At 64.6% G+C, this 14,005-nt stretch carries 11 protein-coding genes; 3 read left to right on the top strand and 8 right to left on the bottom strand.

The genetic code is table 11. The features are described from left to right. Positions 1-300: 300 nt before the first annotated feature. Positions 301-621, top strand: a complete 321-nt coding sequence (locus DAT37_RS22020) for a GYD domain-containing protein (RefSeq protein WP_109527321.1) — start codon at positions 301-303, stop codon at positions 619-621. Here DAT37_RS22020 and DAT37_RS22025 read toward each other — a convergent pair. From DAT37_RS22025 to DAT37_RS22050, 6 genes are all read right to left on the bottom strand, one after another. Further along, entirely contained in the window at positions 600-2,432 is a 1,833-nt protein-coding gene (locus DAT37_RS22025; protein WP_109526724.1) for an acyclic terpene utilization AtuA family protein, read from the bottom strand. The genes DAT37_RS22020 and DAT37_RS22025 overlap by 22 nt on opposite strands. Next, positions 2,432-3,244 (bottom strand): TIGR03084 family metal-binding protein, encoded by an 813-nt coding sequence (locus DAT37_RS22030; protein ID WP_109526725.1) that lies wholly within the window; start codon positions 3,242-3,244, stop codon positions 2,432-2,434. The genes DAT37_RS22025 and DAT37_RS22030 overlap by 1 nt, the downstream gene beginning before the upstream one ends. Beyond that, a complete protein-coding gene (locus DAT37_RS22035) occupies positions 3,245-4,009 on the bottom strand; it encodes an enoyl-CoA hydratase/isomerase family protein (RefSeq protein WP_109526726.1) in 765 nt (254 codons plus the stop codon). Continuing rightward, entirely contained in the window at positions 4,006-6,018 is a 2,013-nt protein-coding gene (locus DAT37_RS22040; protein WP_109527322.1) for an acetyl/propionyl/methylcrotonyl-CoA carboxylase subunit alpha, read from the bottom strand. The genes DAT37_RS22035 and DAT37_RS22040 overlap by 4 nt, the downstream gene beginning before the upstream one ends. 8 nt (positions 6,019-6,026) lie before the next feature. Then, entirely contained in the window at positions 6,027-7,625 is a 1,599-nt protein-coding gene (locus DAT37_RS22045; RefSeq protein ID WP_109526727.1) for an acyl-CoA carboxylase subunit beta, read from the bottom strand. Between the two features lie 189 nt (positions 7,626-7,814). After that, positions 7,815-8,792, bottom strand: a complete 978-nt coding sequence (locus DAT37_RS22050) for an NAD(P)H-dependent flavin oxidoreductase (protein ID WP_109526728.1) — start codon at positions 8,790-8,792, stop codon at positions 7,815-7,817. A 295-nt stretch (positions 8,793-9,087) separates the two neighbouring features. On the opposite strand from DAT37_RS22050, the gene DAT37_RS22055 reads away from it, so the two are divergent. Both DAT37_RS22055 and DAT37_RS22060 read left to right on the top strand, forming a co-directional pair. Next, complete coding sequence (locus DAT37_RS22055; protein WP_232839921.1) at positions 9,088-10,239, top strand: LuxR family transcriptional regulator; 1,152 nt, start codon at positions 9,088-9,090, stop codon at positions 10,237-10,239. A 14-nt stretch (positions 10,240-10,253) separates the two neighbouring features. Continuing rightward, positions 10,254-11,426 carry a helix-turn-helix transcriptional regulator gene (locus DAT37_RS22060; RefSeq protein ID WP_109526730.1) on the top strand — a complete coding sequence of 391 codons (1,173 nt, stop codon included), beginning with the start codon at positions 10,254-10,256 and terminating at the stop codon, positions 11,424-11,426. 786 nt (positions 11,427-12,212) lie between these two features. Here DAT37_RS22060 and DAT37_RS22065 read toward each other — a convergent pair. After that, on the bottom strand, positions 12,213-13,451 hold the full coding sequence (locus tag DAT37_RS22065) for an acyl-CoA dehydrogenase family protein (protein ID WP_109526731.1): 1,239 nt from the start codon (positions 13,449-13,451) through the stop codon (positions 12,213-12,215). A 38-nt stretch (positions 13,452-13,489) separates the two neighbouring features. Continuing rightward, positions 13,490-13,903 (bottom strand): SCP2 sterol-binding domain-containing protein, encoded by a 414-nt coding sequence (locus DAT37_RS22070; protein WP_109526732.1) that lies wholly within the window; start codon positions 13,901-13,903, stop codon positions 13,490-13,492. Positions 13,904-14,005 lie beyond the last annotated feature (102 nt).

The following is a 14,005-nucleotide window of genomic DNA, read 5'->3' on the forward strand; positions in this document are numbered from 1 at the left end:
CAAACCGTCGCGGCGAAGGCGTGGGGCTCTGGTGCGCGGGGTCGCTGTGTCGATGCGACTATCCAGGCTGTGATCGAAGCCTACATCGGAGGAACCCGAGGTCGGCCCCACGAGGAATTGCTGTGTCACCCTCTCGCACCGGCGCTCATGTCGATCGAACCAGCGGCGGGTTGCGATGCCGAAGGGTCTCCGCGCAGGTCTGCGCGGAGTTGGGCCGCCGCGCCGAGTCGGTGCTTGTTCACGCGGGACTTCCGGGTGGACGATGACCGCGAATGTATTCATCTGACTCTGGAGGGTGATATGCAGCGATTTCTGTGGGAGGTCACCTACTCGTCGACGGGCGCGGGCGGTCTGGTGGAGGAGGGAGGGGCGGCGCGACGCGATGCGATCGTGCGCGCGGTCGAAAGTGTCGGTGGCACAGTGGAGTCCTGCTACTTCGCGTTGGGCGCGCATGATCTGTACGTCACCGGCACGGTGCCCGACAACGAGGCAGCCGCTGCTCTGGCGATACGAACGGCTGCCTCCGGTGCCGCGTCGTCGCACTCGATCCCGTTGCTGACACCGGAACAGGTCGACGACGCTGTGCGTCGCGCACCGGACTACAGGCCGCCGGGGAGCTGAGAGGGCGAACAACCGGGATACCGGGCGTCTGGAACGAATTTGTCCGGTATATCGGTGTAGGTCGCGCGCAGGAACTCGCCGAGTCCCTTGGCCTGCGGATCCGTACGGGTCGAGGAAGCGACTCCGTCGCCGAGGAATCCGACGATGACGAAGTTCAGGGCCCGCAGGTTCGGGAACTCGTAGCGGTGGACGACGAGTCCTCTTGCCTCGGAGACCAATTCGAGGAATCGCTCGATCGTGAGGTGAGTTCGCAGCCAATCCCACTGTTCGGACGTGTCGGTCCACACCCCCACGTTGGCATTGCCGCCCTTGTCACCCGAGCGGGCCGCGACCACCGACCCGAGTGGTCGGCGTGTGGTCGGTCCGAAATCCGCTACGCCACCCCTAGCGCTGCCCGTCCGGCGGTGGGCGGTGGGCGGTCGGTCGGCACGAGGGCTGTGTGGGATCTCCTCTCGGCTGCCGTCGGCGTGTACGACGACCTGTTCGACGTCGGCGGCGGGAATGGAGCTAGGCCAGTACACCCCGAATTCGGAGGCCGATGTCGGTGGGGTTGTCGTGTGAAAACCTGCGTATCCACCCACATACAACTCCAGGACGGCGTCGGAGAACGCACGGTCGACCCTGGCGCGGACGCGGTCCTTCACGGTGATGCGTAGATGCGCTGTCGCCTCGCTGAGGCGGGTCGGTGCGGCCGTGTCGTACCGGAGCAACTGCACATCGACCTCGTCGAACGATTCCTGTCCGCCCAGGGTCGCGAAGAGTTGCTCGGTGGCCCAGCGTGCTTTCTCCTCGATGTCGAGTCCGGTGAGCACGAGGGTCATCGTGTTGCGGTAGCCGCCGATGTAGTTCATGGCGACCTTGAGTGTGGGAGGCGGTGCCGAGCCGGTCGTCCCGCGCACGAGGACGCGGTCGGGCCCGTCCTGCGCGAGTGCGAGTGTGTCGAAATGCGCGACGACGTCGGGATTGGTGTAGGCAGGGGAGGCAACCTCGTACAGCAACTGTGCGATCACCGTTCCCGGGACGACCAGTCCACCGGTATCGGCGTGTTTGGTGATGACGAAACTGCCGTCGTAAGCGAGTTCGGCGATCGGCGAACCCGGGTATCGGCGGTCGGTGATCTCGTGGATCTGGGAGTAGTTTCCCCCGGTGGCCTGGGGGCCGCATTCGATGATGTGCCCGGCAACGACCGCTCCGGCCAGGGCGTCGAAGTCGGTGCGTTGCCAACCGTGCCACCAGGCGCCGACCCCGACCACCAACGCCGCGTCGGTGACTCTCGGGGTGATGACCACGTCGGCGCCACCGGCCAGGGCGGCGGCGATACCCCAGCCGCCGAGGTAGACGTTTGCCGAAATCGGTTGCGCGCCGGATTCTTCGAGAGTGATGTTCTTGTCGAGATGTCGGAATTCGTGACCGGCCGCCAAGAGTTCCGGCAGGTGAGGCGCGATGTCGTCACCCTCGATATGGGCGACGGACAGATCGATTCCGGCCTCGTGCAGGACGGCGCGCACCCTGTCCGCCAAACCGGAGGGGTTGAGGCCACCCGCGTTGACCACCACTTTGATCCCGCGTTCGGCGCAGAGTGCGGCGGATTGGGTGAACTGCGTGAGAAATGTTCGCGCGTAACCGGCTTCGGGGTCCTTCTGCTTGGCTTTCCAGAGGATCAGCATGGTCAGCTCAGCGAGGTAGTCGCCGGTCACCACATCGATGGGACCGCCTTCCACCAGGTCGCGGAACGCGGCGATCCGGTCGCCGTAGAACGCAGAGGCGTTGCCGATACGGACTGGACGGCGCGGTGTCGTCGAATTGGTCATCACAGTTCCCTTCGGGCAGTGGTCATCCGGCGCGGACGTCCGCCTGCGGGCGCGCCCGCGTAAGCCTGGGCGATCTTCATCCAGGACTCGGCGACGGCTCCTCGGACGGTCAGGCGGGTGTCATCGAGGTGTCGGCGCTGGGTGACGACGAGAACGAAATCCTCCGCGGCCCCGACCACGTGGTCGGCGGCGGTCTCAGGACCCCAGGTCCAGGTCTCGTTCGAGTCCGGCGCCTGGAGTTCCACGCGGACCGCTGCGTCCGGAACCTCGAGACCATTGAGGCGGAACGCGAATCCGAAGGTGCTCACGCCGAGGTGTGCGATGCTGCGCAGCCCATTGCTCGTGGGATGGGTGACTCCCAGCGTGTCGTAGACATCCTGGCCGTGTGCCCAGGTCTCCATCAGGCGCGCGGTTGCCGAGGAGGCGACACTCATGTCGGGGCCGAACCACGGCAACCGCCGCTTCGGATCGTCCTTCGAGAATTCTGCGATCAGCCGTGAACGTGACCGGGCGAACCAGTCCAGCAGGTCGGTGGGTGTCCGATGGCGATGGTCCGCGGCCACCCGATCGGGGAAATCCTCTCCCCGCGCCACCAGTTCGGCGGACGTGATCCGGAAACGGTCGGCGTCGGTCATGGCGAGGTGAGCGAAATCGTCGAAGAACGCGAGATGGGAGATCTGATCACGGACGGCCCACCCGGCTGCGGGGGTCGACGTCTCCCATGTCCGCTGCTCCAGCGGCCGAAGGTGCGCGATCAGATGGGCGGATTCCTGTTCGAGATCGTTCAGCAGACCTCGGTAGTCCAGTGCCATCTATTTCCCCTGCCATCGAGGAGCACGTTTCTCGGCGAAGGACCGCATACCTTCCTGGGCGTCCTCGCTGGTATACACCGGCGCCCAGATCTGCTCGGCGCGTTCGAACGCTTCGCCGAGTGGATATTCGGTGGTCAGTGCGGCAGTCCGCTTGCCTGCCAGTACCGAGAGGGGTGCGTTCTGCGCGATCCGACGGGCCAAGGCCTGCACGGTGCTGTGGAGCTGCTCGGGTTCGGCGAGTCGGTTGACGAAGCCGATCTCGTGCGCGCGGGCCGCCGACATCGGCTCGCCGGTCAGCACGATCTCGAGCGCCACCCGTCGCGGAATCATCAGCGGAAGTGGTGCGGCCCAGGGCGATCCGCGTCCCACCTTGACCTCGGAGATGGCGAATGTCGCCGTGGTCGAGGCGACACACAGGTCGCAGGTCTGCGCCAACAGGAAGCCACCCGCGAAGGCCGCACCGTTGACCGCGGCGATGGTCGGCTTGAGGACCTCGATATTTCGGCCGAACTGCGGAACGAAATCGATCGGCGGGATGGTGAGTTGGTTCTGGGACATCTCCTTGAGATCGCCTCCGGCGCAGAACGCTTTGTCACCGGTCCCGGTGAGGACGAGTACTTTGGCGCTCTCGTCGTCGTTGAACCGGCGCACGCCGTCGAACAGCCCTTCTCGAACAGCCTTGTCGAGGCTGTTTCGTGCCTCGGGCCGGTTGATCGTGAGCCAGGCGATTTCGTCGCGCACCTCGTAGCGCACTACCTCGCTCATGCGTGTTCGCCCTGTTCGTCGACGACCACGGCGAGTACTCGGCCCGCGTCGACCTGGGAGGCGACCGATATCGGGATTTTGGTGACGATGCCGTCGGCCGGGGTACGGATAGCGTGTTCCATCTTCATGGCCTCCAGCACGATCACGGTGTCACCGGCTCGCACGGAATCGCCCTCGGCGACCTCGACGCGTACGACGGTGCCAGGCATCGGCGCGAGAAGGGAACCGGCTTCCTGGATGTCGCTGGGATCGGGAAATCGTTCGGTCTCGCGCAATTCGGTCGAGCCGAGCGCGCTGTCGACGTAGTGGATCGCGCCGGCTTGGCTGACGCGGTACTGCCGTCGCACTCCGTCGATGTTCGCATCGAGGAAGTCCGCGCGTGCGTCGATGATCTCGATCTCGCGGGGTTGCCACGCGTTGACCCGCGCGGTGAGCCGGTCGCGTCCGAATCGGTACTCGACGTCGAGGTCGTGCTCGTCGACGGTGAATGTGGCCGTTTGCGCCGCGGTGGGCAACGTCCGCCACCCTGAAGGCAGGCCCGGCAGTACCGTCATTCGCGCACGTCGATCCGCCTGCGCGGCGAGCGCGGCCACCAGCGCATGGGTCGCGGAGGCTGTCTCGGCGCTGCCGTGCGCTGCCGCCGCCATCAACTCGACCGGATCGTGGCGATCGAGGTAGCCGGTGTCGATTGCGCCGGAACGGAATTCGGGTTCGCGAAGAATGCCGACGAGCAGATCCCGGTTGGTCGTCACGCCGTGCACGCGGGTCTCGACCAGCGCGCGGGCGACCAGGGCACATGCGGTGTCACGGTCTGGGCCGTAACCGATCACTTTGGCCAGCATCGGATCGTAGAAGGTGCTCACCTGGGAACCGGAGGTGAATCCGGCGTCGACGCGGACGCCGTCGAGGTGCGGGAATTCCAGGACGGTGAGTGTGCCCGATACCGGGATGAATCCGGCCGCGACGTCTTCGGCGTAGAGGCGGACCTCGACCGCGTGACCCTTCGGCCGGGCGTCGAGCATTTCTTCGGGCAACGGATTGCCCGCGGCCACGAGCAATTGACCGCGCACCAGGTCGAGGCCGGTGACGAGTTCGGTGACGGGATGTTCGACCTGCAATCGGGTGTTGACCTCGAGGAAGTAGAACGAACCATCCTGTGCCATCACGAATTCGACGGTTCCAGCGCCTTCGTAGGCCAGGGCTTTGCCTGCGGCGACGGCGGCTCGGCCGAGTTCGTCGCGCAGCGCGTCGTCGACGGCGGTGGAGGGGGATTCCTCGATGATCTTCTGGTATCGGCGTTGGATAGAACATTCGCGCTCGCCGAGGTGGACGACAGTGCCGTGGCTGTCGCCGAAGATCTGCACCTCGATATGTCGCGGTGACGGCACGAACTTCTCCAGGAACACGGTGCCGTCGCCGAAGGCCGAAGCGGCCTCGCGGCGTGCGCTACGCACCGCCTCCAGCAGTTCCGCCTGTTCTGTCACGATACGCATACCGCGCCCGCCACCACCGAATGCCGCCTTCACCAGAATCGGGAAACCGATCTCGGCCGCGGCCGCGCCCAGACGTTCGGGGTCCTCGTCGGATTCGGTTTCGACGGTCGCGCCGGGCAGTACGGGCACCCCGGCGGCAGCCATCATGGTTTTGGCTTCGATCTTGGACCCCATGGCCGCGATCGCAGACGGGCTAGGACCGACGAAGATCACGTCAGCGGCGGCGCAGTCACGTGCGAATTGTTCGTTCTCGGAGAGGAATCCGTAGCCCGGGTGAATCGCGTCGGCTCTGGTGCGTCGGGCAGCGTCGAGCACCAGGTCGCCACGCAGGTAGGTGTCGGCTGGAGCGGTGCCGGGCAGGTGGATCGATTCGTCGGCTTCGTGGACATACGGTGCGTCACGGTCGGCGTCGGAATACAGCGCCACCGTCGAGATATCCATCTGCCGCGCGGTGCGGATGATGCGTGAGGCGATTTCGCCGCGGTTGGCGATGAGGAGTTTGGTGATAGCAGGCATCGTGGTGCTCACATCCTGAAGACGCCGAAGCCGCGGCGGCCGGCGATCGTGTTGGAATGGGTTGCCGACAGCGCCATCGCGAGCACCGAGCGGGTGTCGCGCGGGTCGATCACGCCGTCGTCGTAGATGCGGGCGGAGATGAAGAACGGGTGTGACTCGTTCTCGATCTGTGCCTCGATCGCGGCGGTGCGCGCCGCGTCGGCCTCGGCGTCGAATTCGCGTCCGGCCGCCGCGGCGGATGCCTTGCCGACGATGGACATCACCCCGGCCAGCTGGGCCGCGCCCATGACGGCGAGTTTGGCGTTGGCCCAGGTGAACATGAAACGCGGATCGTAGGCACGCCCCGACATTCCGTAGTTACCTGCGCCGAACGATCCGCCCATATTGATGCTGATGTGGGGCACGTCGCTGTTGGTGACGGCGTTGATCATCTTGGCGCCGTCCTTGATGATTCCGCCCTGTTCGTATTCGGTGCCGACCATGAACCCGGTGACGTTGTGCAGGAAGATCAGCGGAGTGTCGGTCTGGTTGGCCAACAGGATGAATTCGGTGGCCTTCTTGGCTTCGTCGCTGAACAGGACACCGCGTGTGTTGGCGAGGATGCCGACCGGGTAGCCGTGGATCGATGCCCAGCCTGTCGCGATGCTGGTTCCCCAGCGGGGTTTGTATTCCGAGAATCGCGACCCGTCGGCGATCCGCGCGATCACCTCTCGCGGATCGAACGGAACCCGGGGGTCACCGGAAGCGATCCCCAGCAACTCGGCGCTGTCGTAGAGCGGCTCGTCGGCGGGCACGCTCGGGCCCGGACCGAGTTTGCGCCAGTTCAGGTGAGAGACGATATCGCGGCCGAGGCGAATGGCATCGCGTTCGTCGACCGCGAAGTAGTCGGCCAATCCCGAGACGCGCGAATGCATATCCGCGCCGCCGAGCGCCTCGTCATCGGCATCCTCGCCGGTGGCCATCTTCACCAGCGGGGGACCGCCGAGGAAGACCTTGGCGGCGTTGTCCACCAGCACGGCGTAGTCGCACATACCGGGCACGTAGGCGCCACCGGCGGTCGAATTGCCGAACACCAGAGCGACACTCGGGATCCCCATCGAGGACAGGCGCGTGAGCTCGTGGAAGATCCGTCCCGCGTGGACGAACAGTTCGGACTGCGTCGGGAGGTCGGCGCCACCGGACTCGACCAGATACACCACCGGTAGTCGGTTGACCCGCGCGATCTCCAACGCCCGCAGATTCTTTCGCAGCGTGTAAGGGTTCATGGTGCCGCCGCGCACGGTCGGGTCGTGCGCGATGACCATGCACTCGACCCCTGACACCACCCCGACACCGGTCACGATCGCCGCGCCGACATTGAACTCGGTACCCCACGCAGCCAGCGCGGACAGCTCCATGAACGGGCCGTCGCGGTCGATGAGCAACTCGATCCGCTCGCGTACCAGCAGTTTGCCGCGATCGTGATGGCGGGTCGCGTACCGCTGCCCACCTCCGGCCGCGACCAGTGTCAGTTGTTCGTCCAGGGCCGCGACCGCGGTGGACTGCACCCGGTGATTGTGGAGGTATACCGACGACGTTGTGTCGATCTCGGACTTGAGTACCGGCATCCGTGCGCCTTTCGTCTGGATTCGTATGTCGCGATCACCGGGCAGCGAGCCCCGATTCCGCCACTAGTGAATGGCGATACACTAACTCAATTCTGCCGACGTGGGAACAATTAGCCTTGAGCTGTGTATTTGCCGCGAGCGCGTGCTGAATCACTCAACTCTCATGAAGAGTTCATGATTGCCGGATAACTAGTGCGTGTTGGCTCGGGATTGTCGGTGGATACCGGCCTGTGGCCGAGGTGCGAACTCCGCCAGATCGATGCGGGCTTGTTCGTACTGTGCGACGAGCGTGCCGATCAGCTCGGCGACCGAGGTGACAGCCTCGATGCCCGCGACGCTGTGTCCCGCGCTCCATGCCGTCCGGTTGTGTAGCAGGCGGTCCTGGCGGAATCCGTCGGCCTCGGTCGCGGTGGTCGCGTCGTCTCTGCGCAGCCAGCTGGTCAGCAGGCTGGCGGGGATGCCGCCGACCCGGGTGGACAACTCCACGTCATCGAGAGTCGCTTCGATCAACGCCGCGCGGTAGTCGGGGGACGCCAGACTTTCGGAAGTGGCGATGAATCTGGTTCCGAGGTAGACCAGATCCGCGCCGAGCACTTGGGCAGCGAGGATGGACGCGCCGTCGGTGATCCCTCCGGCCAGTACGATCGGGCCGTCGAAAAGTGGCCGGACGGCACGGACGAAGGCCAACGGATTCGCCCATCCGGTCTGACCGCCCGCCCCCGCGCTGAGAAGTACCAGCCCGTCCGCGCCCGCGTCGATGGCGCTGCGGACATGCGTCATGCTCGAGACGTCGGCGAGCACTCGGCAACCGATGTCGTGTAGCGGCTCGATTACCGGCGCCGGTGAGCCGACGCTGGTAATTGCCCATTCGATTCCGTGTCGTGCGAGGCAGTCCAGGTCGGATGCGAGTCGGGTATTGGTGCGATGAACGACCAGATTCGGCGCGACCGGGGCCACGGGGCTGTCGGAGGGGGCGTGGAGCGCGGAGGTGATGTGGCGCATCCATGCGTCGAGTTCGGCCGTGCTGTCGGCATTGTGTGTCGGAAAAGAGCCGATCACGCCGTTGCGGCAGGCGGCTATCACCAGGTCGGGTCCGGATACCGCGGTCATCGGCGCCGCGATGGCGGGAATTGTCAGTCGCGCCGCTAGGGCGTCGTGCAAGGCCATGATGTTAGTAAATCATCGTTCACTAGTGTGGTGAACCGCTTCCTGCTGTGAATCCTGGTGGCGACGGCCGGGCGATCATCACAAATGTCTGTGCCGTGGGTTCATGGTTAGATCCCGATCCGCTTGACAGCGTGATGCAGATCACCCATCATGTCTCCGTAAGTAAATCGCGGAACACATCGTCAGTGCGGGTGTGTTTCTGGGACGGTTTCGGCCGAGTTCGACCGAAACCCGGAAAGTCGAGCCGATGGCCCCTCTCGGCTGTTGGGAGAACTCGAAGACGATGAAGGCAACGATGGCTGTGTCGCATTCGGGATCTGCCGCGGTGGTCGACCGGATCGCGGAGCTGAACGCGCAGGTCGTGGCATTGGCCGAACAAGCGTCCTGGAGTAGTGCGAGTCAGCCATACGCACAGCTGCTGCTCGGCGGGACCATGGAGCGGGTGAGTCGGCGACTGGCCGCCGTCGGTACTGGATCCGCCACTACCGCCGAACTCTGTGAGCTACTCGGCGACCTGAACGCGGTGCAGGCGACTCTGCGCAAGCACAGTTCTGCGCAGCCGAGTTACGCGCCCGGCCGGATCTATGAGGCGTTGGCGCGACTTCGTGACAAGGCCGACGCGCAAGATGTCCTCGATTCGGCGCCGGCGCAATTGTGCGTGTCTCTCGGATTCGATCGCGCGATGATCTCCGGTATCAACGGGTCGATCTGGACGCCACGTAGATTGTTCCTGTCGGACGGCCTGGACTGGGAGTTCCATCGAGAACTCGGTGAGTACATCGCTGCCCTGGAGATACCACTCGCCTCACCGATGGTGGAGGCGGAGGTGGTACGCCGTCGGCTCGCCGCGCTGGTCAGCGACGCGCAGCGAGAGCCGCGGACCTACCGCCCACTGATGGACATCTCGCGGACCGGGGAGTATGTGGTAGCGCCGATCGTCACCGGCAGTGCCGTGCTCGGCCTGCTGCATGCCGACACCTATCTGTCACGGCGTCCACTCACCGCCGCCGACCGTGACAGCATCCGAGGTTTCGCCGAAGGGGTCGGGCTCATCTACGAGCGCGCCGTTCTCGAATCCAGGCTGATCGAGCAGCGGGAACATCTGTCGAGAGTGTTCCTCGCCGCCGAGCGGATAGTCGATACGTCGCGGGACGAACCGGCACGTCTGCCGGGGCCCGCCGCGCGCGTGGCGACGGCGATCACGTCCATCGACACCCCCGAGCGGTCAGCGCCTGAAATCCTCGCCCGACTCACCGGCCGGGAACGAGAAGTGCTTGCCCTGCTGGCAAGCGGTGCGACGAACGCACAGGTCGCCGACCGGCTCACGGTCGCCGAAAGCACAGTCAAATCGCATGTCAAGCACATTCTGCACAAGATGGGCACGCCGAATCGTGCCGGTGCGATCGCGCGCTATGTACGCGCCAAGAACAACGAACGGCGGGTGTGATCGTGGCGGTTGCCATGGCCAGCGAACATGTCGGCAGCAGCCCCGTCGGACGGGTGCGGCAGGAATGGCGCCGCCGGGAGAACGAGCTGATCGGTCGGCTGTCTGCGCTGCGTGACGCGGTATTCGTCGCGAGCGAGACCGCGGTCGCGGTCCCACGAGTGGAATGGGACGGCCCGTGGCGATCGGCGGAAGTGGTCGCGAATCTCGTACATCTGTGCATCGATCGGCTTCGCGATATCAAATCGGCGGATACCGCGACGGCGGGCGAACTGTGCCGATTGATAGTCGACCTGCAACAGCTGGCGATCGACCTCTATTTGTTCGATACGGCCAAACGCAATCAGCGGCTGGCCGACTGTGCTGCCGGGCTGAGCCGAATGCGTGGTATCCCGGATACCGCGGGCCTACTCGATGTCGCGTGCGAGGAGATCGTGCTGCGCTGTGGATTCCAGCGCGCGGTGCTCTCGCGTGTCGAAGGCAGCGCGTGGATGCCGTGGAGGGCCCATTTCGCCGATGACGGGGCGCAATCGTGGTTCTCGGACTGGATCGACGAGAATATCCCGCTCGTCGTGGGCGCCCCGGAGTCGCAACTGCTGACCAAGCGGCGCCCGTCGCTGGTGCTCGACACTACGAGCGCCCGCGTGTACCGGCCGCTGATCATCGATGCGGGCAGATCCAATTCCTACGTCGTCGCCCCCGTGATGCACGGTGACGCCGTCGTCGGGTTCATCCATGCCGACCACAATTCAGCGGCCCGGCGCGTCGATGAATCCGATCGGGACATCCTGTGGGCATTCACCGATGGCTTCAACCATATCTACGAGCGGACCGTCCTTCTCGAAAAGCTTCGGACACAGCGCGACCAGATGCGGGATCTGGTGGTCGCCGCCGTGGATCGGATGGACGACCTGTGCGAGTCGGGTATGAGCATGGCCCGGCCCGCCGACGGTGAGCAGCGGTCCGTCGCGCCGACGACGGTCTCGTCCAGCTACGGAGACATCGGAGACCTGACGTCCAGGGAAGCCGAGGTCTTCGAATTGATGATCGACGGCGCTACCAATCGTGCGATCGCCGAGCGTCTCGTGATCACCGAGGGAACGGTGAAATCTCACGTCAAGCACATTCTGCGGAAATTCGGCGCGGCCAACCGTTCCCAGGCCATCGCGTGGTCGCTGGGCGGAAAGTAGCGACTCCTCGGAACGCATCGCGGGCGTGACAACTCATCCCTCTCCGATCGGGGGTGGTAACTCCCGCGAAAGGGGGAGCCCGGACCTCCGAGTATGTCCGACTCGGCGAACACGTCGACAAGACACGTCTACGTGCGGCCGACGTGCGAAAGGCACGACCTCCAGGGCCTTTTCGGGCCATCTCTCGTCACTATCGATATCCCCCGGACGAGTACCGCGATTCCCCCCCGAGGTATAGCGCGGATCGGTGATTCACCCCATAGGTTCGGTGCATTCCGCGATGACGCGAAATGTACTCCGGCAGGTGCCGTAGCGATTATCGCTGCGGCGGTTACTGTTTCGTCTCAACTATCGGTCCAACGCTCGGCCGATCGGGCGCTGGCCGCGGCGCGCGGAACCGTGACACGGGTCGCTCGGACGGCGCGGTAGCGATTCTGTCCTATACCCCGGAAAACGTCGATCGTGATCTCGCCGTTGCCGCGACTCTGTTGACCGGCGACTTCCTCGATACGTATACCCGGCTCGCGGACACCGTGGTCGCTCCCGCCGCGAAGGAAAAGCGGGTCACCATGCTGGCGATCCCCGCAGGGCCGCGATCGAGTCCGTGACCTCCGCCCGGGCCAGTGTGATCGTCTACATCAATCAAGTCACCATGGTCGCGAGGTCGACGCGTGATGATTCGGACGACAGCGGCGGATCTCTGGTCGGCAGAGCGGAGAATTGGCCGGTTCTCGACACGGCGATGCCCCCGGCCACCTCTCGGCCGGGGGCATCGCCGAAGGAAGGTCAGTCCTCGAGTTCTTCGGGCTGCAGCAGGAATTCGCCGATGTAGGTGCGTGACTGGTCCGCGTTCAGGGGCTGGAACATCGACGCCGCGGAATCACGGTACAGGCGCTCGAAGATCGTGCCCTTGCGGAAGGACGATCCTCCGACCAGGCTCATGGCATGCCGGGTCATGTGCAGCACATTGTCGGCGATGAAGGTCTTGGCAAGACCGATGTAGGGGAAGCGGAGCTCGATCGGCCAGGCATCGTCCTTGCCGTCCATCACCTCCTGACATGTCTGGTACAGCACCCGGCGTGAGAGTTCGACACGCGAGGCCATGTCACCGACGCCGTCGATGATGTGACCGACGGTGGCGACTTTGGTCTCGGCGGCGGCGATCGCGCCGAAGGTCGCGCCGAGGGTCTTCTTCGACAGCGCCGCGCGTGACTCCTCGAGTACTCGCTGCTGCATGCCGAGGTAGATGCTGGCGAACATCAGCGAGGCCCATTCCAGAACGCCGAACGCGCCGGATCGCCACTCGCTGATGAATCCTTCCTCGGGCACGTAGTAGCCCTCGAAATGGATGGTCTGGGTGCCGGTGGCGTGCATTCCCAGCGCGTTCCAGGTCTTTTCGATCCGGATACCGTCGCCGTTGCCGTCCTCGTCGACCGTGAAGTCGCCGATGAACAGACTTTCGGCGCTGACTCGGGCCTCGAAGTCTTCGGGCAGGTTGCCCTCGGCGTCGGTGATGGTGGCATTGGTGGTGATGATGTCGGCGGCCTCGCAGAGGGTGCCCCAGGTCTTCTTGCCGTAGAGGCGCCAGCCGCCGTCGGGCTGCGGCACCGCCTTCATATCGGCCAGGCCGCTGAATCCGGCCCGCTGCTCGGAGAACGGTCCGAAGACGAGTTCACCCTCGGCGACCCGTCCGAGCCAATACTTGTTCTGCTCCTCGCTCATCAAGCTACCGGCGATACCGACCATGATGTAGTGCATGTTGTAGGCGAGTGTGATCGCGGAATCGCCGCGAGACAACTCGGTGATCACCTTGGACGCGTGGAGCAGACCGCCGCCCAGGCCGCCGAATTCCTTCGGCACCGGAAGGGCGCCGAGTCCGGACTCTTTGAAAGCCTTGATCGACGGGTAGGCGAAACTGTCCTCGACGTCGTATTTCGGGCCGATTTCACGGAAGAACCGCGAGACCTGCTGTGCTTTCTCGAAGTGCGGTTCGAATTCTTCTTCGGTCATATCGAAATTCAGCATGGATACTCCTAGCGTGGGGATTCGGGGTGCAGGAATGGCTAGCGGATCAGCAGATCCTCGCGGCCGTTGTCGACGAGGAGTTTCTTGTACACGTCGAACAGTCCGTTGGTGAGCGGCAGCAGTTTGAGGGCCACCGAGCGTTTGCCGTCGAGCTTCACTTTTCGCTGGGCCATGGCGAGGGTGAAGTTGAGTTTGCCCTGCCAGAACTTGTTGCTGTTGTCCGATGACATCCGCAGCTGTACCGACGATGTGAGCCCTTTCGCCGCTTCGCCGGTCGTGACCGTCTGTCCGGGAAAGTCGATGACCAGGATCGCGTCCGGGTCGGTTTGGATCAATGTGACGACCAAGCCGGTGCCTTTCGTCGCCTCGACGAAAGATGTTTCCTTGGTCGCGATTTCGAAGATTCCTCCGATGTATTTGTAGACCTCGTCGGCGTTGGCGAAAGTGCTCATGGATCGACCCTTTGCTCGCGGTTGATGTCCAGTCAGTCTGGCAATGACGTGAGGGCGCCCACACCTCCCGGAAGAGTGATTTCACCCCGACGAAGGGGGAGA

Source organism: Nocardia aurea, from assembly GCF_003123685.1.
GTDB lineage: Bacteria > Actinomycetota > Actinomycetes > Mycobacteriales > Mycobacteriaceae > Nocardia > Nocardia aurea.

Bases quoted from the DNA above. Each gene is read 5' to 3' on its own strand.
- DAT37_RS22030 (WP_109526725.1), bottom strand. From the start codon at position 3,244: ATGGCACTGGACTACCGAGGTCTGCTGAACGATCTCGAACAGGAATCC.
- DAT37_RS22070 (WP_109526732.1), bottom strand. From the start codon at position 13,903: ATGAGCACTTTCGCCAACGCCGACGAGGTCTACAAATACATCGGAGGA.
- DAT37_RS22050 (WP_109526728.1), bottom strand. From the start codon at position 8,792: ATGGCCTTGCACGACGCCCTAGCGGCGCGACTGACAATTCCCGCCATC.
- DAT37_RS22060 (WP_109526730.1), top strand. From the start codon at position 10,254: ATGGCCAGCGAACATGTCGGCAGCAGCCCCGTCGGACGGGTGCGGCAG.
- DAT37_RS22040 (WP_109527322.1), bottom strand. From the start codon at position 6,018: ATGCCTGCTATCACCAAACTCCTCATCGCCAACCGCGGCGAAATCGCC.
- DAT37_RS22055 (WP_232839921.1), top strand. From the start codon at position 9,088: ATGGCTGTGTCGCATTCGGGATCTGCCGCGGTGGTCGACCGGATCGCG.
- DAT37_RS22025 (WP_109526724.1), bottom strand. From the start codon at position 2,432: ATGACCAATTCGACGACACCGCGCCGTCCAGTCCGTATCGGCAACGCC.
- DAT37_RS22065 (WP_109526731.1), bottom strand. From the start codon at position 13,451: ATGCTGAATTTCGATATGACCGAAGAAGAATTCGAACCGCACTTCGAG.
- DAT37_RS22035 (WP_109526726.1), bottom strand. From the start codon at position 4,009: ATGAGCGAGGTAGTGCGCTACGAGGTGCGCGACGAAATCGCCTGGCTC.
- DAT37_RS22045 (WP_109526727.1), bottom strand. From the start codon at position 7,625: ATGCCGGTACTCAAGTCCGAGATCGACACAACGTCGTCGGTATACCTC.
- DAT37_RS22020 (WP_109527321.1), top strand. From the start codon at position 301: ATGCAGCGATTTCTGTGGGAGGTCACCTACTCGTCGACGGGCGCGGGC.